The organism is Gottfriedia acidiceleris (assembly GCF_002128425.1).
In the GTDB taxonomy this organism is placed as follows: Bacteria; Bacillota; Bacilli; order Bacillales; family Bacillaceae_G; genus Gottfriedia; species Gottfriedia acidiceleris.
Window position 1 is genome coordinate 163,070 of record NZ_NESS01000002.1, and the last position, 25,135, is coordinate 188,204.

Below are 25,135 nucleotides of genomic sequence, written 5' to 3' on the forward strand. Positions count from 1 at the left end.
TACAAAATAATTTTGAAAAAGGTAGGTAGTTTTTATGGAAAAATTCACCGTTACCCCTAGATTTTGTGAAACCGATGCATTAGGTCATATTAACAATACTAGTTACTTTATTTATTTAGAAGAAGCGCGAATTAAATTCTTCCAATCGCTTGGCTATTCAATGAATCTAGATGATTGGAAGTTTATTCTAGCATCTACAAAGTGTGATTTTGTTAATCAAGGTCACTTTAATCAAAAAATGACAGTATCTACCTATATATCAAAAATAGGAAATAAAAGCTTTCATCTCGAACATGAAATTTGTTGTGAAGAGACAAATCAATTAATCGCAACCGGTAATGCGATTATCGTATTTTTTAATTTTAAAGAGCAGCGTAGTGAAGTACTTCCTAAGTTATTTAGAGAACAGTTAGAAAGGCATTTAGTTGTAAAATAAACTGAATTTTCTTAATAAAGGAGGGTTAAAATGGCTGAAAAAATAGAATTAGAAACGATTCAAGTTCGTAAAGGTGAAGAGTTAAATCCTCATGTTTTACATAAATTTTTAGAAAAAAATATTGATGATCTTCCAGATGGAGAATTAACGATTAGTCAGTTCTCAGCGGGTCATTCAAACTTAACTTATTTATTAAAAATTGGAGAATGGGAAGTTGTGTTAAGACGTCCGCCACTTGGCCCAGTTGCTCCAAAAGCACATGATATGAAAAGAGAATTTCGTATTTTATCAGAAATACATCCTCACTTTTCGGCTGCACCTAAGCCAATTTTATATTCAGAGAATGAAGTAATTGTTGGTAGTCCATTTTTCATAATGGAAAGAAAAAATGGTGAAGTATTTGACTCATCATTTCCTCCACATTTAAACGTAACGATTGAAGATCGTAAAAGGCTATCTACTGTAATGGTAAATAAGCTAGTAGAATTACACTCCATTGATTATACGAAAACGACACTTCTAGAAATAACTAAACCTGAAAATTTTATGGAAAGACAAATTAACGGCTGGATTGGGCGTTATAACAGGGCAAAGACTAGTGATATTGCTGAGGTTGATCGACTAATGAGTTGGTTGATCAATAATGTACCAAAGATGCATGACTCATCAATCATTCATTATGATTTTAAATTGAATAATTCGATGTTTAGTCAAGATTTAAAAGAAATGATTGGCCTATTTGATTGGGAAATGACAACAATAGGCGATCCATTGGCTGATTTAGGCGTGGCTTTATGCTATTGGATTCAAAATGATGATCCAGATTTATTAAAATATGGATTAGGTAAACCACCTGTTACGATTCAAGAAGGATTTATGACAAGAAATCAATTGATTGAGGCATATGCAAAGAAAAGTGGCAGAGATTTATCAAACATTAATTACTACATGGCTTTCGCCTATTTTAAATTAGCAGTAATTGTTCAACAAATCTTCTATCGATTTAAAGCTGGACAAACAAGTGATCAGCGTTTTGCGAAGTTTGACCAATTCGCAGAAAATTTGATTAGAATTGCGAATGAGTTAGCAGTTAAATAGATTCATATAAAGGGAGTGTTATAAATGAGTAATCAACATTTATTAGTAGACGTTAATGAGCGGATTTTGACTTTAACGTTAAATAGGCCCGAAAGTTTAAATTCTTTTAGTTATGAAATGTTAATTGGTATTACAGAGGCGCTTAATCAAGCTAAAATGAATCCGGAAATCAAAGCAATTGTATTAACGGGAGCTGGTCGCTCGTTTTCAGCAGGTGGAGATGTGAAAACGATGGGAAACGTCACTCCCAATGCTGTATACGAGCATATCGGAATCTTAAACACAGTAATTAAAACGATTCGAGAGATTGAAAAGCCAGTAATCGCTTCAGTTCATGGTTTTGCAGCTGGTGCTGGTTTTAACTTGGCTTTAGCATGTGATTTAATCATCGCAGCAGATAATAGTAAATTTGCATTAAGTTTTTCTCAAGTTGGATTAATTTCAGATGGTGGAGGTTCTTATTTCCTACCAAGGTTAATCGGTCCATATTTAGCAAAACAGTTTTTCTTTACTGCAGAGCCAGTTCCTGCTGAAAGAATGTATCAGCTAGGTATTATTAATACACTCGTATCACCTGAAAATTTAGCTGCAGAAACAGTAAAATTTGCGAATAAAATAGCCGCAGGACCTGGAAAAGCAAATGGCATGATGAAAAAATTAATTGATCAATCTTTTACATCCACATTAGATGAAATGCTAGAGCTTGAAAGAATTACTCAGCCATTAATGGTAGCAACTGAAGACCACCTGGAAGGTGTTGCTGCATTTAAAGAAAAAAGAAAAGCGATTTTTACTGGAAAATAAAAAGCTGAAAGGAAGTTTACGATGAAATCAATTCAATTTAAACAATTTGGCGGCCCTGAGGTATTAGAAAAAGTCGAACTTGAAAGACCAGTACCAAAGGGGAAAGAAGTATTAATTGAAGTACATGCAGCAGGTGTTAATTATGCTGATACAGCGCGAAGAGAAAATCAATATGTCGTCAAGACTACTTTGCCATATGTACCTGGTGCTGAGGTTGCCGGAGTCGTAGTGGAAATTGGAGAAGAGGTTACTTCAGTTAAAATTGGTGATCGAGTTGTTTCAATGCTTGAGTGTGGTGGTTATTCAGATTTTGCATTGACAGATGAGCGCTCGATTATTCATTTACCAAACGAAATGGATTTTAAAATAGCCGCCGCATTACCTGTCCAAGGATTAAGCGCTTATCATATTTTAAAAACGATGGGTATGTTAGAACCAGGTGAAACCGTTTTAGTTCATGCTGCAGCAGGTGGTCTCGGTACTTTAGCAGTGCAATTAGCGAAGCTTTTTGGAGCTGGCAAGGTAATCGCAACAGCAAGTACGGCTGATAAATTACAGCTAGCGAAAGAGATGGGTGCAGATGTATTAATCAATTACACAGAAGAAGGCTGGGATCAAAAAGTATTAGAAGCTACAAACGGAAAAGGTGTAGATGTTGCCTTAGAGATGGCTGGTGGCGATGTTTTTTATAAAACGTTAGATTGCCTAGCTTATTTCGGAAGATTAGTTATTTATGGTGTAGCAAGTGGCCAGCAAAGTAAGTTTTACCCATCATCTTTAATGGCAAAAAATCAATCAGTAATCGGCTTTTTCTTACCACCACTTTTGAGAAAAAAGGCATTAATTAAACAAAGCTTAGAAGAGTTATTTACTTATTTAGCTGAAGATAAATTAAAAATCACGATTGGAGAAGTATTTCCATTAAGTGAAGCAGCCAATGTCCATACGATATTGCAATCAAGAAAAACAGTTGGAAAAGTGATTTTAGAACCGAGAAAATATTGAATTTTTGATTTGAAAAATTTGATTTGATCGAAACGGGGGAAATTTAAATGCATTTACGCCTGACTGACGAACAAAAAATGATCCAAAAAACAATTCGAAAATTTGTTGAAAAAGAATTAATCCCTTTAGAGAATGAAGTACTTAGAAATGAGCGTGAAGGTAGACCAAGCTTAGATCCTGCAGTTGAAAAAGAACTTCAATTAAAAGCGAAAAAAGCTGGTTTCTGGGGAATTAATACACCTGCTGAATATGGTGGTGCTGATTTAGGTCAAATGATGTTAGCGATTATTTATATGGAAATTTCAAAAACATTCGTTCCTTTTAAATTTGGTGGATATGCTGATAATATTTTATTTTATTGTAACGAAGAACAAAAAAAGAAATACTTGATTCCAACTATAAATGGCGAAAAAAAATCTTGTTTTGCGATGACGGAGCCTAATGCGGGCTCTGATACGCAAAATATTAAAATGACCGCTGTAAAGGATGGAAATGAATGGGTATTAAACGGTGAAAAAACATTTATTACAGGTGGAAACGAAGCAGATTTTGTAATGGTCATTGCAATTACGGATAAAGAAAGGCATCAAAAAACTGGTGGTAGAGATGGTGTAACTTGTTTTATTGTCGACCGGGACATGGGGTGGAGGTCTGAATTTATCCATACAATGGGTGAATGGGGGCCAGCTGGTTTAGTATTTGATAATGTCCGTGTGCCTGAAGAAAATATTTTAGGTGAATTAAATGGTGGATATAATTTAGGTCTTGAATGGATTGGCTTTGCGAGATGGATTGTAGGAGCGACAGCGGTTGGAGCAGCTGAACGTTTATTACAAATGGCAATTGATTATTCAAAAGAAAGAGAAACATTTGGAAAACCAATTGCCGAACGACAAGCTATTCAATGGCAAATTGCAGACTCTGCTGTTGAAATCGAAGCTGCAAAATGGCTTGTATTAAATGCAGCGTATACACTCGATCAAGGTGAAGACAACAGACATTTAGCATCAATGGCAAAACTATATGGTTCAAATATGGGTAATCGAGTTGTTGACCGTGTACTTCAAATTCATGGTGGAATCGGTTATACAAAAGAACTTCCAATTGAAAGATGGTACCGCGAAGCAAGACTATGGAGAATATACGACGGTACTGATGAAATTCAACGCTTAATCATCTCACGTAATTTACTAAAAGGACATGTTAAATTAGGACAGTACGTTTAAAAGAGAGGAGAGAGGAAAATGGCAGGAAGATTTGAAGGTAGAGTAGCCTTTATAACAGGTGGTAGTCGAGGAATCGGAAAAGGAATCGTAGAATTATTTGCAAAAGAAGGAGCAAAAGTAGCCATTATTGATGTGAACGAAGAAGCGCTATCACAAACTTCTTCTGAATTTAAACAGTATGAAATATTCACAAAAGTTGCAAACGTTACAAATTCCAATGAAGTTGAAACTGCTATGAAAGAAGTACATGATACATTTGGTTCAATCGATATTATAGTCAATAACGCAGGTGTTATTCGCGATAATTTATTATTTAAAATGACAGACTCAGACTGGGATACTGTTATGGATGTTCACTTGAAAGGTTCTTTTAATGTTGTACGTGCTGCACAAGCCTATATGGTTAAACAAAAATATGGAAGAATCATTAATATTTCTTCAACTTCTGCGCTTGGTAATCGTGGACAATCAAATTATGCAACTGCAAAGGCTGGTTTACAAGGTTTAACGAAAACACTTGCAATTGAACTCGGTAAATATGGAATCACATCTAACGCTGTGGCACCAGGGTTTATCGAAACTGAAATGACGAAAGAAACAGCAAAACGAATCGGTATTACGTTTGAACAACTTGTTGAAGCAAGTTTAAGTCAAATACCAGCAGGAAGAACAGGTAAACCAGAGGATATTGCAAATGCGGTTGCTTTCTTTGCTGATGAAAAGTCTTCCTATGTAAATGGTCAAGTTTTATATGTTGCAGGTGGACCTAAAGCATAAAAAAAATTGAGGTGAATTATATGTTTAAATCTTTTATTGGTAAACGGTCTAAATCAGTAAAAAATACAGTGGAACGTGGTGCTGTGAAAAAATTTGCTGAAGCAATTGGTGATTTACATCCAATTTATGTTGACGAAGAATACGGAAAACAATCTAGATATGGACAAAATATTGCGCCGCCCACATTTCCTAGAGTATTTGACTATGGGAAAATAGAGAATTTTAACTTACCTAATGTTGGTCTAATTCATGGTGAGCAAACATTTGAATATAAAAGGCCACTTTTAGTTGGTGAAACCATTAATTGTTTTACAGAGATAAAGGATTATTATGAAAAACGTGGTGGACATGGGTTTATGGGTTTTCTAGTACTGTCAGATAACGGAGAAGATCAAGCAGGCAATATTGTATTTACTGCGAAATCAGTAGTTATCATAACAGAAGAGGTTAGGAAGGTGCTATCGGTATGACGGAATTATTAGATTTGCAAATTGGCGATTCGTTGAAACCAGTCGTACTTGAACCAGTATCTCGAATTGATCTAATAAAATACGCAGGAGCTTCAGGTGATTTTAATCCAATTCATACAATTGATGAAGAAGCAAAGAAAGCTGGTTTACCTGGAATAATTGCACATGGCATGTGGACAATGGGGAATTTAGCGAAGCTTTTTTCAGATTATGTAGAAGTCGGCTTTATTGAAAATTACTCCATTAGATTTAAAAATATGGTATTTCTAAATGATGTAATTACATTAAATTCAACATTCGAAAAAGTTGATGAAAACATACTACATTTTAAAGTAAACGCAAAAAACCAGAACGATGTATCTGTTATTACTGGTAAAATTTTATTTAAATTATATGAATGATACGCAATGTAATTGGGACTTCTAAAAGGAGTCCCTTTTTTATTTTAAAAATTGGACTATGACTAATGTTAATTTTACATTAAATACGATTTGGATACAGTGTATTTACACATAATATTAAAAAACGAAATAGGTGAGAAAAATGGATCTTTCATTTGATAAATTATTAGAGCAATTTGATTTAAAAAAAAATGAACACCAAAAAAATATGCATAAGGTTAACAAAAGAATAGATGAAATAGAGTCTCATATGGAAGAAATTAAAAAGCAATTACATAATTTTGACCATCAAATTGTTAATATAGAAAAAGAATTAAAAACGACTTTATCAATGATTAGCAGTGAAAATGAATCTGGTTCACATCACAATATAGATCAAAGTAAAGGACATGAACATAAGGAACATAAAGAGCATCATGAACAGCACAAACACCACAATCATCAAAAAGATCATGAACACCATCTTGATCATCCTAATTGGGCTGAAAATCTAATAAATAATGTAGAAGAATTTTCTGCAAGTATATTTGAACCTAACCAGGAAGGTCATAAAGAACATAAAGAACATCAAGAACATCAAGAGCATAAAGAATATCAAGAGCAACAAGTCCATGAACATCACGAGGAAAAGTCAAGTAACTCAAGAGTAGCTAATAGGAAAAAGTATAATAATCAAAATATAGAAAATATGAACCAGTATTCTGCAAGTACAATGGACGAAATTCAAACGAGCGGACTAACTACAGGATTAACGAGTCTGAACGAAAAAAATTATACGGAATTAACTTCTATTACAAATCATAATAACGAGCAACATCAAAATCACAATCATAGTTACAATCAAGAAAATCTCTCTAGTCAAAAGACATCTGAACAATTATTAGAAACGGATTTTTCTGATTTATCGATTGATGATTGGGAAGACACAACTACGAACTTATCAATGTCAGAATGGTTTGAAGTTGATCCTAATGATAAAAGATAGTATTAGTTGTTTGACTCTTGAATTTGGGAGCGCTAAGTCCTAATCTATTCGATACATTAGGTAAATATCTGATAACAGAGAAAATGCATTACTTCTAAAAAGTGAAGTAATGCATTTTTGCTTTTTAGAGGAAATACAGCCTGATTTGGTGAATTTATCTAGACAATATGTTACCTAACTATGCATTTTTTAGCTATAAAGGTTCATAAAGATAAAATTGAGTTTAAATAGAAAATAGTGGAGGGCGAAAATGATTATTAGGGAATCAAAAGAGAGAGATATACCTGATTTATCAAGATTAATGAACCAGTTAGGCTATCCTACCACTGAAGAAGAAATGGTGATTCGATATAATAAAATAAAAAATGATTCACATTATTTTACTTTTGTAGCTGAAATTAATGGTAAAATGACTGGAATGATTGGGATTTTTAAAGGTCATTTCTATGAAAAAAACGAAGTAAGTATTAGGATTGTTGCTTTTGTTGTTGATGACCGATATCGAAACATTGGTATAGGGAAAAAATTAATTCATTACGCTGAAAAATGGGCTAAAGAACAAGGTGCTTTAGGAATTGGATTAACAAGTGGTAAAAGAGAGGAAAGGAAAGTTGCACATCATTTTTATAAGCGTTTAGGCTTCTGTGATAGTAGTATCGGATTTGTTAAAACTTTGGAGTAAATAAAAGTACTTAATTAAATAGATAGGAGTTAATATGTCTAAGAAAAAAATTGTTTTTACCGGTGGTGGCTCTGCAGGGCATGTAACACCAAATATCGCCATTATAAATGAGTTAAATAAAAATGATTGGGATATACATTATATTGGATCAAAAAAAGGAATTGAAAAGGAACTAATAAATAAAATCGATGTACCTTATAACGGGATCTCAAGCGGAAAATTAAGACGATATATAGATTTCGAAAATATTATTGATTTGTTTCGTGTAGTAAAAGGATGCTTTGACGCAAGAAAAGTATTAAAAAAGATTAAGCCGAGTTTAGTTTTTTCAAAGGGTGGTTTTGTTTCTGTACCAGTTATCATTGCTGCTAGCACTTTGAAAATTCCAATTTTTATACATGAAAGTGATATGACACCTGGACTTGCAAATAAAATTTCTCAGCGATTTGCGACGAAAATTTTTACTTCATTTGAAGAAGCAAAAAATTATTTTCCAAAAAATAAAACAACAGTAATTGGTTCACCAATTAGAAAGGAACTATTAAATGGCTCAAGAAAAAAGGGCTTAGAATACCTTAATTTTAAAAGCTATATACCTATATTAACGATTATGGGTGGAAGTTTAGGAGCAAAGAAAATCAATGAAACTGTTAGAGAATCGATACAGGACCTAACGAAAAAGTATCAGATTGTTCACTTATGTGGTAAAGGAAATGTTGATGAAAGTTTAAAAAATATAAAGGGATATAAGCAATTTGAATATGTTCATGACGAGCTAGCGGACGTGTTGGCCTCATCCAGAATCATTATTACAAGAGGCGGTTCAAATGCAATATTTGAATTTTTAGCGCTACATAAACCGATGTTAATCATCCCACTTACAAAAAATCAAAGTAGGGGAGACCAAATATTAAATGCACAATCTTTTAAAGAAAAAGGCTTTGCATTAATGCTAGAAGAAGAGGATTTAACGATCAAAACACTTCAAGAATCAATTGAAGAACTTCAAACTAACCAAGACTTTTTCATTAACAATATGAAATCCTCTAATCAAAGTAATGCATTAGAAATACTTATTGAAGAAATAAATAGAAATTGATTATTTTAAAGCATTCTTCTAAATAAAGGAAGAAATGCTTTTTTGTTGAATATAGCTAATTGGGACTAAAGACATAATTGTAAGAAGAAGGTGGAAAAATTGATTACAGAAAAGCAATTAAACGAAATTAAAGTATTACAAGATGAATGCGAAAAATTTGAAGAAATTACTTTAAAGTTAAATTGGGAGATGTTAAGAAATCGACGAAATGATGTAAAGGAAGATTTCTTTTACTATGAGGAGGATCAATTAGTTGGCTTTTTAGCAACCTATTATTTTGGTGAAAAAGTTGAAATCTGCGGCATGGTCTATCCGAATTTTCGCCGAAAAGGTATTTTTGCTAGTTTATTAAATGAAGCACTAAATTCAATATCCTCTGTCACGACTATTTTATTAAATACACCTGAAGCTTCAAATTCAGCGAAGGAGTTTATTAAAAATCAAAATAAGTGTACATATTCTTTTTCTGAATATCAAATGGTTTGGAAAAACCAAGAAGTAAAAGAATTTACACCAATTGTTAATTTCACAAAGGCAGAGCAATTAGATTTCTCATTTATTTCATATTTAGATGTTGTATGTTTTGGATTTGAAAAAAATGATGCAAAGAAGTACAATCAACGTATATTAAATGAACCAGATCGTGATTTATTTATATTAGATGTAAATGATGAAAAAATTGGTAAAATGAGTTTGCTTCGTGAACATAATGAGAGCTGGATTTATGGATTTGCAATACTGCCAGAATACCAAGGTAAGGGTTATGGAAAAAATGCATTACTTCAAACCATTCAAAAAGAAAATGAGATTGGGAACGAAATTCATTTAGAAGTTGCCCTAGAAAATAGTAACGCGAAGAAATTATATCTAGATTGTGGATTTAAACAATATAACACGCAAGATTACTATAAAATTAGTCAATAGAGGTAAGTATTTCAAGAGGCCGTCTGTTAAGTTAAGACTGTCTCTTTTTTTACATCCTATAATAAAAAAAATTTCTATGTTACACTATAGATGGATTAAATGGTAAAGGGTGAAAGTTTTGGAAAAAATAAGAGGATTTGAAGTAGCAAAAGGATTTGAGAACTGTGGAGTGAATCTTCCAAAAAGAGCAACAACTCATGCAGCTGGTTATGATATCGAATGTATTGAAGAGACAATTATCAATCCAAACGAGATCAAACTTGTTGCAACTGGATTAAAAGCGTATATGCAAAGAGACGAATTTTTAGCATTATTTGTACGTTCGTCTACTCCGTTAAAGAAAGGTTTAATGAAAGGGAATGGGGTAGGGGTTATCGATTCAGACTACTACAGCAATCCTTCAAACGATGGCCATATCATGATGCAATTAATAAATGTATCAAAGGAGCCTGTTATCATTCAAAAAGGTGAGAGAATTGGACAAGCTGTTTTCCAAAAATTCTTATTGGCTGATGATGATTTAGCAGGAGAAGAAAGAGTAAGTGGATTTGGAAGTACTGGCAAATAAAAAGTTGTAGAAATAAAAAAAGAACTCGATTGCTCGAGTTCTTTTAATTTTGTAATTAGTCTAACATTTTTGCAAGTTTTGGTGATAATGCAAGTAAGATTAAGCCTGCAACGATTGCTGCGCCACCTACTACTAAGAATACTTGTAACATACCAAGTGTAGTTGTAAATGCAGCTAATTGACCACCAACTAAGTTTGCAATGAAACTTGAAGATAACCATACACCCATTAATAATGAAGCTAGTTTAGCTGGTGCATAACGAGATACTGCTGATAAACCAACTGGTGAAAGTACTAGCTCAGCAATTGTATGGAAGAAATATGTCATAACCATGAATAACATGTTTGCTTTTACAGTAATATGATTTGGATCAGAACCTGTCTTCATAACTGCCATAATTGTGAAAGCGAAACCAACACCTAATAGGATAAGACCCATTGCCATTTTCGCAGGAACACTAATGTTTTTGCCATTTCGTGCCATTTTAATCCAGATCATAGAAAGAACTGGAGCGAAAAGCATAATGAATAATGGGTTAACAGATTGGAACCAAGCAGATGGTACATTGAAGCTTCCAACTTTAAGATCTAAGAAACGCTCTGTATAAAGTGTTAATGATGAACCAGCTTGTTCAAATCCAGCCCAGAAAAATACTACGAATGCAGCTAAGATAAAGATAACTGTAGTACGTTGTTTTTCTTTTTTAGTAAGAGGAATATCTTTAACTGAAGCGCTGTTACCCTCTTTTACAACTTTTGCATTAGGTTTTGTACCTAAATCTCCTAAATATTTAGAAGCTAATAAGTTGAAAATAATTTGTCCAATAATCATACCGATTGCAGCTGCTAAGAAACCATAACGGTAACCGAATAAATCATCACCAGCAGCATTTTTAGACATAAATAAAGTTTGTGCTAAATAACCAGTAACAAGTGGAGCAAAGAATGCACCTAAGTTGATACCCATGTAGAAGATTGTGAATGCACCATCACGACGTGGGTCATCTCCTTCATAAAGTTCACCAACAATTGTTGAAATGTTTGGCTTGAAGAAACCATTACCGATAATCATTAAAATTAAACCAAGGTATAAACCAGTTGAAGAATGAATACCGAATAATGCGATATTACCAGCTGCCATGATTATACCACCAAGAGTTATAGCAGCTCGCTTTGCAAGGAAATTATCTGTAATCCAACCACCAATGATTGGCGTGAAATATACAAGTCCAGTAAATAATCCATAAAGTTGTAGTGCCCAAGCATCTTTAAATCCAAGTCCACCTTGAACGACTGAAGTTGTCAAATAAAGAACTAAAAGTGCACGCATTCCATAATAACTAAAGCGCTCCCAAGCCTCTGTTGCAAAAAGTAAGTAAAGGCCAGGTGGGTGTTTCGTTTTTTGATTTTGCTCGTTTGATGAAACGTTTTGTTTTGCTGCTACGCTCATTCAAATTCCTCCCTCATAAGTGCTATTCTGTGTAATTTTCTGTTTGAATATTTATTGTCGCTAATTCATATACTATTCTGTCAATTTACTGTAAAAAATAATTTCCGAATTCAACAAATTTCGACAATTTAAGTTAAAAAAAATTTCTAACTTTTTTCAACAGAACATTGCTACTAATTTTTTATCTAGATCGGCCAAATTAACTTGGGGCCAATTTACTATCTTAGTATAACACACAACAGCATAATTCTGTAAAGTTTTTTATATTGTCAGACAAATCTTGCAATACTGATTTTTCTTATTAAACTAGTATTTTTAGACTTTGTCGATTGACCTGTATTAGTACAGTCTAAACATAAAGACCTATATTTAAATAATAATAAGTTTTTGAAATATTTCAAGGGTTTTTATTATTTTTTATATTAATATTAAAAAAGTTTAATTAAACAAAAAAATAAGAATTGTCAAAATTTGTCGAAATAGAAAATAGAATGTTTTGTCCTTTTTTAATATTCAATTAATTCGTATGGACGATTTTCTAAAATTTGGATATACTAAATGTACTATATATGAAACGGAGTGATGAATATGGGAAAGTTAATTAATTTAGTTCAGAAGAAAGTAAATATCAGAGGACAAAAAATGGAGTAAATCTTCATTATTGTCCTTATATAATTGGAGGACAAAATGAATTTAAGACAATTAGGTTGGAATGAAGCGTTCGGAGAAAAGGATCAACATACTGTAGTTGCAAGAGTAATTTCTGAACAAAGACAAATTTATAAATTGCATGATGGAGAAAATGAACTAACTGGTGAAGTTTCAGGGAAATTTCAATACCAAGCAAAAGTAAAAAGTGATTATCCATCCGTTGGAGATTGGGTTGTTATTGAACCGTTAAAAGGTGAAAACAAAGCAATTATTCAAAAGGTATTGCCGAGAATAAGTCAATTCTCAAGGCAATCTGCAGGTGAAAAAACTGAAGAACAAATAGTAGCAGCTAATATAGATTACGTGTTTTTAGTAATGGCATTAAATAACGATTTTAATATAAGAAGATTAGAACGTTATTTACTTGTTGCATATGATAGTGGAGCAAGTCCAATTATTGTTTTAACAAAGAAGGATTTATGCACTGACCTACCAACCAAAATTGCAGCAGTCGAAGAGATTGCATTTGGTGTACCGATTTATTCAGTAAATAGTACAAATGGAGAAGGAATTGAAGAATTGAAACAGCTCATTTCAGAAGGGAAAACTGTTTCTCTACTTGGTTCTTCAGGTGTTGGTAAATCTACATTATTAAACGCGTTAATCGGTGAATCAATTCAAATAACCCAGGACGTACGTGAAGGTGACGATCGTGGTAAACACACCACTACACACCGCGAATTATTTTTCCTACCAACTGGCGGAATGGTCATCGATACACCAGGCATGCGGGAATTACAGTTATGGGGCGGAGAAGAACATATAAGTTCGACATTTACAGATGTAGAAGATTTAGCTAAATCCTGTAAATTCTCTGATTGTACACACGAAAACGAACCAGGATGTGCAGTCAATCAAGCAATCGAAAACGGCGAACTAGACCAACAAAGACTCACAAGCTATCGTAAATTAATGAGAGAACTAGCGTATGCAGAACGTAAACAAGACGCATCTCTAGCTAGACAAGAAAAAGATAAGTGGAAAAAAATTAGTAAAATGATGAATACTAAGTCTTATAAATAAGAGAGAAGAGTATTTATACTCTTCTTTTTCTTTTGAAATTTTGTAACTCATAAAGGGTTGTTGAGTAAGTAAAAAGGCAAGAAAACGAAATATAGTAACTCATGAAGGGCTCATGAGTAAGTAAAAAGGCAAAAAAAAGAAATATAGTAACTCATAAAGGGTTCATGAGTAAGTAAAAAGGCAAGAAGTTGAGATATCGTAACTCATAAAGCTTTCATGAGTAAGTAAAAAGGCAAAAAGATGAAATATAGTAACTCATAAAGGGTTCATGAGTAAGTAACAAGGCAAAAAGATCAGATATAGTAACTCATAGAGAGTTCATGAGTAAGTAACAAGGCAAGAAAACGAAATATTGTAACTCATAAAGGGTTTATGAGTAAGTAAAAAGGCAAAAAGATGAAATATAGTAACTCATAAAGGGTTCATGAGTAATTTAAAAAGCAAAAAAATGAAATTAACTAACTCACAAAGAGTCCAAGAGATAGTTGCTTAATTTATTAAAAAAATCTCAGTCTTAAGACCGAGATAAGACAATACTTAAGTTTGTATCAAAACGAACTAAAAATAGATAAACTACATAGTAGAATAGTTAATAACAAAAGCTTTCAATTGCTATTAACAAGCTAGTTTAGTGAATAGAGGAGAGCTATATGAAGCGATTTAGACGATTGTCTAGCAATGAATTAACTGGATTATTATTCATAATTGCAGGCATAGGATTATTATTTGATCTATTTTTAAATCCTTTTGCAATAATCGCAGCTGGAGTAGGTATTTATTTATTTCAATATGGTGCAAAAAAACGTAAAGTTTACCCATCTACATCTGCGAATATCGCGTTTTTTGGAGGAATTATTTTATTCATTAGTAACGTATTTCAATTGAAATCAATCTTAGGAGTATTATCTTTTATTGTGATTTATGTTGGATATTTGATATTCGTTAATTCTAAATTTAATGCAAAAGTCATTATACCAAACATAGTTGAAACAACGAATACAGGTGTCTTTGAAACAAATTCTCTTATTTCAAATCGATTTTTTACAAATATCCATCTAAAGAATGATTCATTTGAGTTAGAAGATGTCGATTATTATTTTGGAATTGGAGATGTCATAATCGATCTTTCAGAGTCATTTATTCCTGAGGGAGAGACTGTGTTGGTATTAAATGGAATCATCGGTAATATTACTTTGTATGTGCCGTATGATTTAGAAGTCTCAATCCAGCATTCAACTTTATTTGGCAAAATTAATATCCTTAAAAATAAATTAAACGGGTTTAATAAAAATTGTAAGTTCACTTCTAATGATTATAAAGAAGCTTCAAGAAAGTTAAAAATTGTTACTTCTTTAGCAATCGGAAATATAGAGGTGACAAATAAATGAAAATCGACAAAGGTATCTTTTTATCAATTTGTCTTGCTGCATTTACATCAAGTATTTTAATCTGTGGAGTTGTTTATTATTTCATAGATCATACTTTCCTTGATAAAATGTTTCTGTATAAAATTGGGAATTTTCCTTTACTGTTAATACTATTTGTAGCAATCATAATCATATCAATTGTTTATAGTACTGCTGTTTTGAGCACGATTCGTCATAATGAAAAAGCTTTATTGGATGGCATCGTAAAGGCAGAAAATGGAATTTATCATAAAGAATCAGATCATTCAATTCGATCAATTGATAACGAAATCGAATTACAACTTCAAAAAATATCGAAACAAATAGAAGATTCCAGGAAGACCGTTCAAAAACTTGTAGATGAAAAGAAATTAATTGAATCACAGACAATTGAAGATGTCGTAACGAAAGAGCGACATAGATTAGCAAGGGAACTACATGACTCAGTTAGCCAACAATTATTTGCAATTTCGATGATGATTTCTGCGATTAATGAACTTGGTGAAACTACGTTTAAAGAACAATTACAATATATTGAAAAAATGGCGATTAATGCCCAATCAGAAATGCGTGCACTTTTACTACATTTAAGACCAGTTCAGTTAGAAGGAAAAAGCTTAAAAGAAGGTGTAGAAAAGCTTCTAACTGAACTAACAAATCGTCAGGCTCTTCAATTAAAATGGAAAATCGACGATATCTCACTGTCAAAAGGTGTAGAGGATCATTTATTTAGGATTATTCAAGAAGCATTATCAAATACTTTAAGGCATGCAAATGCAAAAACTTTTGAAATAAGAATTAGAAAAATTGAAGATTTTGTATTAGTTCGAATGATTGATGATGGAATTGGATTTGATGTCGAGAACCGAAAAACTGGTTCGTATGGATTGCAATCAATAAGTGAACGTTCTTCTGAAATTGGTGGAACGGCAAAAATAGTAAGTATACCAAAAAGAGGAACCCAGATTGAAGTAAAAGTTCCGGTAATTGAATAGAGGTGCGAAACTTGATTAAAGTCGTGTTAGTTGATGATCATGAGATGGTAAGAATGGGTGTTTCTACATATTTAAGTACTCAATCTGATATTGAAGTGGTTGCTCAAGCAAGTAATGGAAAAGAAGGCGTAGAACTTGTATTAGAAAAACGTCCTGATATTGTTTTAATGGACTTAGTTATGGAAGTTATGGATGGAATTGAAGCGACGAAACAAATTATTTCAAAATGGCCAGAAGCAAAAATCATTATTGTAACAAGCTTTATTGATGATGAAAATGTTTATCCAGCAATTGATGCAGGTGCAATTAGTTATATGCTAAAAACTTCTAGAGCTAGTGATATCGCAAATGCAATACGAACCACACATAAAGGTGGCTCAGTGTTAGAACCAGTTGTAACCGGTAAAATGATGAATAGAATGAGAAAATCTACTCAACGAGAATTACATGATGATTTAACAGCCAGAGAACAAGAAGTGCTGCACTTAATGACTGAAGGTAAATCAAATCAAGAAATCGCAGATACATTGTTTGTTTCATTAAAAACGGTAAAAACGCATGTAAGTAATATTTTAACGAAATTAGAAGTAGTCGATCGAACTCAGGCCGTGATTTATGCTTTTAGACATGGGATTGTAGAGCAGAAATAAATTTATGTTCAAAAAGAAGTCAAAAATGGCTTCTTTTTTTTCTATTTCCTAAGATTTATAGCAATTCTTTAGATAAATAATTAATTAATGGTAAGATAGATATATTCGTTTTATTTATTTTGGAAGGAGCAGTTCATTGAAGAGTAAATTAAATCATAAAATCATAAAAGAACGCTGCGGTACAGTCTCCTTCAAAAGGGGGGACTCTTTTTATCGCGCAAATAAAGTAAAGATTGAAAAATATAATGATGATGCTTGTACAGCAACAGTTATAGGAAATGAAGATTTTACCGTTAATGTCATAAACCAAGAAAATGGTGATTTTTATTGTAAGTGCACTTGTCCAAAACTATCATCAATCAAAACGGATTGCCAACATATAGCTGCAGTTTTAATTTCGATTTTTGAACGTCAGAAAATAGAAGAAAAACCTACAGAAATAGATGTTTTTATAGAAAACTCCGAATTGAATAGGTCAAATGGTATTTTAGAGCTTTTTCATGAAAAAACGTTCAGTAAAAGTGGACAATTAAGACATTTTGACAATCGGCAAATAATTGATTTCGAGTTTATTTGTGAAGTAAATGAAATGAATGAAGGATATAAAATCCTTGGAATTGCAATGAAATTTGGAAAAAAGAAAGTAGAAAATCTACGCAAGTTTTTAAGGGATGTTAAAGAGGGGAAACCAAGTGAAATTTCATCTGATCTTATTTTTGACCCTATTTTGCATTGCGTTCGAAATGAAGTTAATCGTATTTGGGAGCTTTTAATTAAGTTATTAGATGATGAAAAAATGTTTAATGATCCTCTAACAAAGAAAAATGAATACATGTTCATTTCTCCAACAATTTGGAGCCAATTAATTAATTTATTAACCGTTACAGAAAACGTCAATATAATTGAAAACGGAGTTACATTTAATGGAATTTCATTTACCGAAGATAAATTACCATTGGAATTTGAAATTGAGCATTTAAATGGTCAATACTTTTTGACTGCAAAAGGAATTGAACAATTAACGATATTAGAAGCTTATTCAACTGTCTTATATCATGGAAGAATTTTTAATCTTAAAACTGAGGAATTTAATCGTCTTGTTGAATTAAAGCAAATTTTTAAAAACTCAGCACATGAAAAAATAACGATTCCAACAGACCAAATCCATCTTTATGTTGAGAAAGTAATTCCAGGACTTATAAAACTTGGTAAGTTACAAATACCTTCATCACTATCAAAACAATATTCAGATACCCCGTTAAGAGCAAAGCTATATTTAGATCGTATAAAAAATAAATTACTTGCAGGGCTTGAATTTCATTATGATCGCATTGTGATTAATCCGTTAAATAAAAGAGAAATACAACTTAGTAAAACATTAATTAGAGATGAAGAACAAGAATTAGAAATATTACAATTAATGGAAGATAGCTCGTTTTCAAAAACAGAAGGCGGCTATTTCTTACAAAATGAAGAACTTGAATACGAGTTTTTAAGAAATAGATTACCGAAACTTGAAAAACTCACTGAAATTTATGCAACTACCGCAGTTCGGAATCGAATTTTTAAAGAAAATAAGAAACCTCAAATACGTGTTAATTTAAAAAGAGAACGAACGAATTGGTTGGAATTTAAATTTGAATTAGACATTCCTGAACAACAAATAAAAGAAGTATTATTAGCACTAAAAGAGAAACGGAAATATTATCGGTTAAATGATGGTACGTTGTACTCGCTTGAAACGAGAGAATTACAAGAAATCAGGCGATTTTTAAATGCAGTACCTGAGCAAGAATTTGATTATGAAAGTGTATTAAACTTACCGATAAAAAATAGTCTATATTTATTAGATTCTGGGGAAGAAACTAGTTTATTTAAAATTGAAGAACGTTTGAATCATTTTTATAAGAGTTTAATAAACCCAAATGAAGAAGTTGAAAAAGTACCTAAAACATTGAAAAATCTGTTAAAGGACTACCAAATATTTGGGTATAAATGGATGAAAAACTTAGCTAAATTCGGATTTGGAGGGATCTTGGCGGATGATATGGGGTTAGGTAAAACAATTCAAAGTCTTACTTATATTCAATCCGTTTTAAACGAAATCCGTTCATATAATGCACCAGTCTTAATTGTTTGTCCTACTGCATTAACTTATAACTGGTTAAGCGAAGTATTCAAATTTACACCTGAAATTCAAGCGCTTGTCATTGATGGTAATAAAAATGAGAGGTTGAAAATACAAAAAGAACTAGACAATATTGATGTATTGATTACCTCTTATTCATTGTTAAGAAATGACATAAAGTGGTACGAAAAGCAAAAGTTTCATACTGTATTTTTTGATGAGGCTCAGAATTTTAAAAATCCTTTTACTCAAACAGCTAAAGTCGCAAAAAGGATAAATGCTGATCAACGGTTTGCATTAACAGGTACGCCAATTGAAAATTCACTTGAAGAACTTTGGGCAATTTATCATGTGGTTTTTCCTGAATTATTTGGAGGATTAAAAGAATTTAGCAATTTGACTAGGAAAACAATTTCTAAAAGAGTTCGACCTTTCTTATTAAGAAGATTAAAAGAAGATGTTCTTAAAGAACTCCCAGAAAAAATCGAATCGAAGGAATCCGTCGAATTACTACCAGAACAAAAAAAGTTATATGCTGCCTATTTAGCAAAACTATGTCACGATACATTAAAGCATTTAGCAGTTGATAAATTTACATTAGGCAAAAATCACATAAAAATTTTAGCCGGTTTAACGCGTTTAAGACAAATTTGTTGCCATCCTGCTTTGTTTATAGATGGTTACGAAGGTAGTTCTGCTAAGTTTGAACAATTATTTCAAATAATTGAAGCTTCAAAAATAGCCGGTAGGAGAGTATTGATTTTCTCTCAATTTACGAAAATGTTAGATTTAATTGGTAAAGAACTATCGATAATGGGAGAGCAATTTTTCTATCTAGATGGACAAACTCCTTCAGAAGAACGTCTATCTATATGCAATCGATTTAATTCTGGTGAACATAATTTCTTTTTAATTTCATTAAAGGCTGGGGGAGTTGGTCTTAATTTAACAGGAGCTGATACAGTTATTCTTTATGATAATTGGTGGAATCCTGCAGTTGAAAACCAGGCAACAGACCGAGCATATCGTTTCGGTCAAATGAATGATGTTCAAGTGATCAAGCTGATTGCTAAAGGAACGATTGAAGAAAAAATGAATGAACTACAAGAGAAGAAAAAACAATTAATAGAAGAAATCATTGAAACGAATGAAAAACCTTCATTTAATTTAACAGAAGAAGATATTCGTGAATTATTAATGTTTTAACATAAAAGCCGCTCACCTGAGTGGCTTCTTCCCCTCCCCTCGAAAAGCTCTTAGCTTAATATTATTTCATTCTTAAATGTTTAAAAGCGAGTATATTAGTAAAGAAGCTAATAATTTAATAATTTTATAGATAGAAAATGAAATTATTTCTATGAGAGGGAGAGTTAACATGAGCAATAATCGAAAATTTGTTAATGTCTCGGCAGGGGTTCCAGGACCAAAGGGGAAAGAACTTATTGAATTACGTAGTCAGTTTGTTCCAAATGGAGTTGGAAATAATACACCTGTTTTTGTAGAAAAAGCAAATGGTACGATCGTTGAGGATGTTGATGGAAATAAATTTTTAGATTTTGCTGGAGCGATTGGTACATTAAATGTAGGACATACACCAAAGAATGTTGTACAAGCGATTAAAGATCAATCAGAGCGGTTAATCCACTCTTGTTTTCATGTAGGAATGTATAAGTCTTATATTGATTTAGCTAAAAAATTAACTGAAATAACGCCTGGGGATTTTTCCAAAAAAACAATTCTATTAAATAGCGGTGCTGAAGCCGTTGAAAATGCTGTTAAAATTGCGAGGAAGTACACTGGTCGTTCAGGAATTGTTTCGTTTACTCGAGGATTTCACGGGCGAACTTTATTAGGGATGTCTTTAACAAGTAAAGTGAAACCTTATAAATATAAAATGGGACCATATGCTCCTGCTACATATAAAGCTAAATTCCCTTATTTATCAAATCGACCAAAAGAGTTATCAGAGGAAGAGTATATTAATTTTTGTATTTCTCAATTTAAGGATTTTCTTTTAACAGATGTGTCACCTGAAGAAGTGGCTGCGGTTATTATGGAGCCTGTCCAAGGAGAAGGGGGATTCATCGTTCCTCCAAAGAAATTTGTAAAAGAAGTATATAATATTTGTAAGTCACATGGAATTCTGTTTATTGCGGATGAAATTCAAACTGGATTTGGTCGAACGGGTGAATTATTTGCTTCAACGATTTTTGAAATTGAACCAGATTTAATTACAATGTCAAAATCAATCGCAGCGGGTGTACCAATTAGTGCGGTGACCGGTCGTACTGAAATAATGGATGCTGCATCACCTGGCGAACTAGGCGGAACTTATGGTGGAAGTCCTTTAGGCTGTGTAGCAGCACTCGAGGTGATTGAAAACATTCAAAGTGAAAAATTATGGATTCGAGCTAGATCAATTGGAGAAAAAATTAAATCATTCTTTGACGAATTGAAAAATGATTTTCCAATTTTTAATGATATTAGAGGACTAGGCGCAATGATAGGGATCGAATTTATTGATCCTACTTCTAATCAACCAGCAAAAGAGTTTGTAGCAGCATTAACAAAGAAATGTTGTGAAAATGGAGTCATTATTCTTAGTGCAGGTGTTCATAGTAATGTGCTTCGTTTTTTAACGCCCTTAATTATTTCTGACGAGGAATTAGATGAAGGTCTGGATATTATAAAACAATCAATACATCAAGTTGCAAGTCAGCTTGTAACAGAGGTGAATTAAAATGAAAAAACAATTTTATATAGATGGAAACTGGGTTGAAGGGATAAAACATGAAAATCTTCTTGCCCCTCATTCTGGTGAAATTTTAGCCGAAATACCAATTGCAACAAAAGAGAATTTGGAAGAAGCGATTAGAGCTGCTAATAACGCAAGTGCTCAAATGGAAAAGCTCAGCTCATACGAGAGAAGTATCATTTTAGAGCAATTAGTTGAACAGTTTAAAGAAAATCGTTCAAAACTTGCTGAGATTTTAGCATTAGAAGCGTCCAAACCATTAAAGGCTGCTTTAGGTGAAATTGATCGAACGATTGCAACTTATAAAATAGCGGCCGAAGAAGCAAAAAGAATATACGGAGAAACAATCCCTCTTGATGCAGTAGCAGGTGGCGAAGGTCGATTCACTTATACTGTTAGAGAGCCAGTAGGTGTAATAGGTGCAATTACACCGTTTAATTTCCCGTTTAATTTAGTAGCACATAAAGTAGGTCCAGCAATCGCTGCAGGAAATACGATCGTTTTAAAACCTGCAAGTCAGACGCCACTGTGTGCGATTGCATTAGCTGAAATGATTGATAAGACAGATTTACCTAAAGGTGCGTTTAATTTAATTACTGGAAAGGGCTCCGAAATTGGCGATGCTTTAGTAAAACATCCTGAAGTAAAAGCAATTACATTTACCGGCAGTCCTGAAGTAGGCATCTCATTAAAAAGTAAAGCAGGATTAAAAAAGGTAACTTTAGAACTAGGTTCAAACTCTGCATTGATCATCGATGAAGGAGTCAAGCTAACTGATGAATTAATTAATCGTTGTGTATGGGGAGCCTTTATTTATAACGGCCAAGTATGTATTTCATTACAGAGAATTTTTGTTCATCATACGCTTTATAATGAATTCCTAGTGAAGATGAAAAATGCTACCGAATTATTAAAGATAAGTTCTCCATTAGATATTCAAACAGATATTAGTGCACTTATTTCTAAAAAAGATGTTAATAGAATAGATGAATGGGTTAAGCAATCAATAAAAGATGGAGCCGATCTAGTAACTGGTGGCGATAAAATAGATGAACGTCTTTATAAACCAACTATTTTAACAAACGTAAAGAATAGTAGCAATGTATCTTGTAAGGAAATTTTTGGTCCTGTTGTAGTCATCAATTCATATGAACAGTTTGATGAAGCAATAAATGAAGTAAACAACAGTCGATTCGGATTACAAGCTGGTGTATACACAGACAACTTACAAAGAGCATTATATGCTACTAAAAAATTACATGTAGGTGGCGTGCTAGTAAACGATGTTCCTACATTTAGAGTTGATTTAATGCCTTATGGTGGAGTAAAAGAAAGCGGCTATGGAAGAGAAGGCATAAAGTATGCAATACTAGAGATGACTGAATTGAAATTAGTTTCTATTAAACTTTAATTTTTTTGCAAGGACTTATCATGTTTAAAGACGATAAGTCTTTTTTTATGGATAAGAAGGTATTTTGGAAGGTGTACCTTGATCAACCTATTGGTAGATTAGTTGAAATTTAAAAAATCAATGTCTCTTGTAATTGTATGGATTTTTCACATCTGAAATATGTTATGATGAGAATGTACGTTCGTTTTTAATGGTATATACATATTAGGGGAGGTAACTTATGGGGAAAACAAGCTATCCAAAAGAGTGGAATCTAGATAAGGTTTTTATGGGCGGAAGCAAATCAATTCAATTTTTCGATCATATTAATCGATTAGAATCTCTTGTACATGAACTAGAAGGTACTGTTGAATCATTTATTACTCCACTTTCAATAAATGAACTAATTAAAGTGGTGAATTTAGTAGAAAACATTGGAAACATTCGATTGTACTTAACGCAAGCAAATTCGTTTATCACTTGTCTCCTTGCAGAAAATCCAAAGGATCAAGATGCAGCGGTTTTACGAGGAAAAGTTGCTCAAAAAGAATCCCGTTTTGAAAAAGAATTATCGAAAGTAAAGAAAATATTACGAAATACAAAGGAAGATGTTTGGGAAAGCATACTAGAAACCGAAGAATTACACGAATATAAATTTATTCTAAACGAATGGCGTGAAAACGCAGATAAAAATTTGTCAGAAGAAGTGCTTAATTTGATTTTTGATTTAATGATTGATGGGTACCATGCTTGGGGACATTTCTATAAGGATTTAGTAAGTAGTATTAATTTAAAGATTCAAATTAACGGAAAAGAAGAAACTGTATCAGTTGGACAAGCCATTAACTTGCGTTCACACCATAATGAAGAAGTGAGAAAGGAAGCTCACTATTTATTAGAATCTACATGGAAAGAGAAAGAAGATTTATTTAGTAAAATAATAAATCACATTGTTGGCTTTCGTATACAAGTGAATAACAAACTCGGGATAAAAAGTGGAATAGATGAACCTTTGAAAAAGAACAGAATGAAGGAAGAAACACTGAAAACGATTTGGACAGTGGTCAATAAGTATAAAAAACCTTTCTCGGATTACTTAAAGCAAAAAGCTGAAATGATAGGCGATTCTAGTATGAAGGCTTATCATTTTTGGGCTCCCATTAAAAAAAGTCATCAAGAGATAAAATTCGAGGAAGCTGCTTCACTTATTACGGAACATTTTAGTCAGTTTGGAACTGAATTAGAAGGTTTCGTTAGGCAAGCATTCAAAGAAGGTTGGGTAGAGGCCGAAAATCGTCCAAATAAGTCTGCTATTCCGTTTTGTGCTAGTTTTCCACTAACAGGTGAATCAAGAGTATTTATGACATTTAGTGGTACTTTTTTAAATGTGTTAACTCTTGTCCATGAACTGGGGCACGCTTTCCATAATTATGCCATGAAGTCGGTTAATGGGTTGAATAAGCGTTATCCGTTAAGTATTGCTGAAACTGCTTCAACCTTTTCCGAAATGATTATTTTTGATGCGGCTATGAAAAAGGCAAAGTCAAAAGAAGAAAAATTATTTATACTGGATGAAAAATTAAAACGCAGTGTAATGAACTTTATGAATATCCATTCGAGATTCTTATTTGAGCAGAGATTTTACAAGGAACGGAATGAAGGTATTGTTTCAGCCAATCGACTTAATCAGTTAATGGAAGAATCAATAAATGAGGCGTATGCTGGTTCATTAGAACAACCCTCAATTTATTCTTGGATTTGGACACCACACTACTACATAACACAATCACCTTTTTATAATTTCCCATATACTTTTGGGTATTTATTTGCTTTGGGAATATATGCAAAGGCAAAAGAGAAAGGAAAAGATTTTGAGAAAGATTATTTGAATATACTTCGTGATTCTGGAAGTATGACTGTAGAAGATTTAGTTATGAAACATTTAGGAGAAGATATTACTTCTGAAGAATTCTGGGAAAAAGGAATGGAATTATGCGTTAAAGATGTTGAAGAATTCATTAAATTAGCTTCTTCTTAATTTGTTGGATGATATTGAACGCTATGTTATTCATCGTTATGATAAGGACCCAAAAAATCATAATGTTTGATTAATTCTTCTTCAACAAAAGGGCGCAATTTCATAGTAAAGGAT

The 25,135-nt window shown here is 32.6% G+C and carries 22 protein-coding genes; 21 read left to right on the forward strand and 1 reads right to left on the reverse strand.

The window, feature by feature from the left end:
- Positions 1-34: 34 nt before the first annotated feature.
- From B6K90_RS04690 to B6K90_RS04750, 13 genes are all read left to right on the forward strand, one after another.
- Entirely contained in the window at positions 35-436 is a 402-nt protein-coding gene (locus tag B6K90_RS04690; RefSeq protein WP_088011592.1) for an acyl-CoA thioesterase, read from the forward strand.
- A 30-nt stretch (positions 437-466) separates the two neighbouring features.
- A complete protein-coding gene (locus B6K90_RS04695) occupies positions 467-1,534 on the forward strand; it encodes a phosphotransferase family protein (RefSeq protein WP_088011593.1) in 1,068 nt (355 codons plus the stop codon).
- Positions 1,535-1,558: 24 nt separating this feature from the next.
- A complete protein-coding gene (locus B6K90_RS04700; protein ID WP_088011594.1) occupies positions 1,559-2,338 on the forward strand; it encodes an enoyl-CoA hydratase/isomerase family protein in 780 nt (259 codons plus the stop codon).
- Between the two features lie 21 nt (positions 2,339-2,359).
- Complete coding sequence (locus B6K90_RS04705; protein ID WP_088011595.1) at positions 2,360-3,343, forward strand: quinone oxidoreductase family protein; 984 nt, start codon at positions 2,360-2,362, stop codon at positions 3,341-3,343.
- Positions 3,344-3,390: 47 nt separating this feature from the next.
- Positions 3,391-4,569 carry an acyl-CoA dehydrogenase family protein gene (locus B6K90_RS04710; protein ID WP_088011596.1) on the forward strand — a complete coding sequence of 393 codons (1,179 nt, stop codon included), beginning with the start codon at positions 3,391-3,393 and terminating at the stop codon, positions 4,567-4,569.
- 18 nt (positions 4,570-4,587) lie between these two features.
- Positions 4,588-5,346, forward strand: a complete 759-nt coding sequence (fabG, locus tag B6K90_RS04715) for a 3-oxoacyl-ACP reductase FabG (RefSeq protein ID WP_088011597.1) — start codon at positions 4,588-4,590, stop codon at positions 5,344-5,346.
- 20 nt (positions 5,347-5,366) lie between these two features.
- The gene (locus B6K90_RS04720) at positions 5,367-5,816 is read left to right on the forward strand and encodes a MaoC family dehydratase N-terminal domain-containing protein (RefSeq protein WP_088011598.1); all 450 of its coding nucleotides are present in this window, start codon (positions 5,367-5,369) and stop codon (positions 5,814-5,816) included.
- A complete protein-coding gene (locus B6K90_RS04725; protein ID WP_088011599.1) occupies positions 5,813-6,217 on the forward strand; it encodes a MaoC/PaaZ C-terminal domain-containing protein in 405 nt (134 codons plus the stop codon). The genes B6K90_RS04720 and B6K90_RS04725 overlap by 4 nt, the downstream gene beginning before the upstream one ends.
- 142 nt (positions 6,218-6,359) lie before the next feature.
- On the forward strand, positions 6,360-7,202 hold the full coding sequence (locus tag B6K90_RS04730) for a hypothetical protein (RefSeq protein ID WP_088011600.1): 843 nt from the start codon (positions 6,360-6,362) through the stop codon (positions 7,200-7,202).
- Positions 7,203-7,452: 250 nt separating this feature from the next.
- On the forward strand, positions 7,453-7,884 hold the full coding sequence (locus tag B6K90_RS04735) for a GNAT family N-acetyltransferase (RefSeq protein WP_088011601.1): 432 nt from the start codon (positions 7,453-7,455) through the stop codon (positions 7,882-7,884).
- A gap of 34 nt (positions 7,885-7,918) precedes the next feature.
- Entirely contained in the window at positions 7,919-8,983 is a 1,065-nt protein-coding gene (locus B6K90_RS04740) for an undecaprenyldiphospho-muramoylpentapeptide beta-N-acetylglucosaminyltransferase (protein ID WP_088011602.1), read from the forward strand.
- Positions 8,984-9,082: 99 nt separating this feature from the next.
- The gene (locus B6K90_RS04745; RefSeq protein ID WP_088011603.1) at positions 9,083-9,907 is read left to right on the forward strand and encodes a GNAT family N-acetyltransferase; all 825 of its coding nucleotides are present in this window, start codon (positions 9,083-9,085) and stop codon (positions 9,905-9,907) included.
- A gap of 118 nt (positions 9,908-10,025) precedes the next feature.
- On the forward strand, positions 10,026-10,475 hold the full coding sequence (locus B6K90_RS04750; protein WP_235821711.1) for a dCTP deaminase domain-containing protein: 450 nt from the start codon (positions 10,026-10,028) through the stop codon (positions 10,473-10,475).
- 55 nt (positions 10,476-10,530) lie between these two features.
- Here the strand turns inward: B6K90_RS04750 and B6K90_RS04755 are convergent, their stop codons facing one another.
- Entirely contained in the window at positions 10,531-11,925 is a 1,395-nt protein-coding gene (locus B6K90_RS04755) for a peptide MFS transporter (protein ID WP_088011605.1), read from the reverse strand.
- A 687-nt stretch (positions 11,926-12,612) separates the two neighbouring features.
- Here B6K90_RS04755 and rsgA point away from each other — a divergent pair.
- The 8 genes from rsgA (at position 12,613) to B6K90_RS04795 (ending at position 25,021) form a co-directional block, all read left to right on the forward strand.
- The gene (gene rsgA / locus B6K90_RS04760; protein WP_088011606.1) at positions 12,613-13,659 is read left to right on the forward strand and encodes a ribosome small subunit-dependent GTPase A; all 1,047 of its coding nucleotides are present in this window, start codon (positions 12,613-12,615) and stop codon (positions 13,657-13,659) included.
- Between the two features lie 650 nt (positions 13,660-14,309).
- A complete protein-coding gene (liaF, locus tag B6K90_RS04765) occupies positions 14,310-15,047 on the forward strand; it encodes a cell wall-active antibiotics response protein LiaF (RefSeq protein WP_088011607.1) in 738 nt (245 codons plus the stop codon).
- Positions 15,044-16,060, forward strand: a complete 1,017-nt coding sequence (locus B6K90_RS04770; protein WP_088011608.1) for a sensor histidine kinase — start codon at positions 15,044-15,046, stop codon at positions 16,058-16,060. Before liaF ends, B6K90_RS04770 begins: the two co-directional genes overlap by 4 nt.
- Positions 16,061-16,071: 11 nt before the next feature.
- Positions 16,072-16,710, forward strand: a complete 639-nt coding sequence (locus B6K90_RS04775) for a response regulator transcription factor (protein ID WP_088011609.1) — start codon at positions 16,072-16,074, stop codon at positions 16,708-16,710.
- A gap of 136 nt (positions 16,711-16,846) precedes the next feature.
- The gene (locus B6K90_RS04780; RefSeq protein ID WP_088011610.1) at positions 16,847-20,044 is read left to right on the forward strand and encodes a DEAD/DEAH box helicase; all 3,198 of its coding nucleotides are present in this window, start codon (positions 16,847-16,849) and stop codon (positions 20,042-20,044) included.
- 169 nt (positions 20,045-20,213) lie between these two features.
- Complete coding sequence (gabT, locus tag B6K90_RS04785) at positions 20,214-21,578, forward strand: 4-aminobutyrate--2-oxoglutarate transaminase (protein WP_088011611.1); 1,365 nt, start codon at positions 20,214-20,216, stop codon at positions 21,576-21,578.
- 1 nt (position 21,579) lies between these two features.
- Positions 21,580-23,004 carry an aldehyde dehydrogenase family protein gene (locus B6K90_RS04790; RefSeq protein WP_088011612.1) on the forward strand — a complete coding sequence of 475 codons (1,425 nt, stop codon included), beginning with the start codon at positions 21,580-21,582 and terminating at the stop codon, positions 23,002-23,004.
- Between the two features lie 220 nt (positions 23,005-23,224).
- A complete protein-coding gene (locus tag B6K90_RS04795) occupies positions 23,225-25,021 on the forward strand; it encodes a M3 family oligoendopeptidase (RefSeq protein ID WP_088011613.1) in 1,797 nt (598 codons plus the stop codon).
- Positions 25,022-25,135: the final 114 nt, after the last annotated feature.

Bases quoted from the DNA above. Each gene is read 5' to 3' on its own strand.
- gabT (WP_088011611.1), top strand. From the start codon at position 20,214: ATGAGCAATAATCGAAAATTTGTTAATGTCTCGGCAGGGGTTCCAGGA.
- B6K90_RS04700 (WP_088011594.1), top strand. From the start codon at position 1,559: ATGAGTAATCAACATTTATTAGTAGACGTTAATGAGCGGATTTTGACT.
- B6K90_RS04710 (WP_088011596.1), top strand. From the start codon at position 3,391: ATGCATTTACGCCTGACTGACGAACAAAAAATGATCCAAAAAACAATT.
- B6K90_RS04730 (WP_088011600.1), top strand. From the start codon at position 6,360: ATGGATCTTTCATTTGATAAATTATTAGAGCAATTTGATTTAAAAAAA.
- B6K90_RS04755 (WP_088011605.1), bottom strand. From the start codon at position 11,925: ATGAGCGTAGCAGCAAAACAAAACGTTTCATCAAACGAGCAAAATCAA.
- liaF (WP_088011607.1), top strand. From the start codon at position 14,310: ATGAAGCGATTTAGACGATTGTCTAGCAATGAATTAACTGGATTATTA.
- B6K90_RS04740 (WP_088011602.1), top strand. From the start codon at position 7,919: ATGTCTAAGAAAAAAATTGTTTTTACCGGTGGTGGCTCTGCAGGGCAT.
- B6K90_RS04795 (WP_088011613.1), top strand. From the start codon at position 23,225: ATGGGGAAAACAAGCTATCCAAAAGAGTGGAATCTAGATAAGGTTTTT.
- rsgA (WP_088011606.1), top strand. From the start codon at position 12,613: ATGAATTTAAGACAATTAGGTTGGAATGAAGCGTTCGGAGAAAAGGAT.
- B6K90_RS04720 (WP_088011598.1), top strand. From the start codon at position 5,367: ATGTTTAAATCTTTTATTGGTAAACGGTCTAAATCAGTAAAAAATACA.
- B6K90_RS04705 (WP_088011595.1), top strand. From the start codon at position 2,360: ATGAAATCAATTCAATTTAAACAATTTGGCGGCCCTGAGGTATTAGAA.
- B6K90_RS04725 (WP_088011599.1), top strand. From the start codon at position 5,813: ATGACGGAATTATTAGATTTGCAAATTGGCGATTCGTTGAAACCAGTC.
- B6K90_RS04770 (WP_088011608.1), top strand. From the start codon at position 15,044: ATGAAAATCGACAAAGGTATCTTTTTATCAATTTGTCTTGCTGCATTT.
- B6K90_RS04735 (WP_088011601.1), top strand. From the start codon at position 7,453: ATGATTATTAGGGAATCAAAAGAGAGAGATATACCTGATTTATCAAGA.
- B6K90_RS04695 (WP_088011593.1), top strand. From the start codon at position 467: ATGGCTGAAAAAATAGAATTAGAAACGATTCAAGTTCGTAAAGGTGAA.
- B6K90_RS04790 (WP_088011612.1), top strand. From the start codon at position 21,580: ATGAAAAAACAATTTTATATAGATGGAAACTGGGTTGAAGGGATAAAA.
- fabG (WP_088011597.1), top strand. From the start codon at position 4,588: ATGGCAGGAAGATTTGAAGGTAGAGTAGCCTTTATAACAGGTGGTAGT.
- B6K90_RS04690 (WP_088011592.1), top strand. From the start codon at position 35: ATGGAAAAATTCACCGTTACCCCTAGATTTTGTGAAACCGATGCATTA.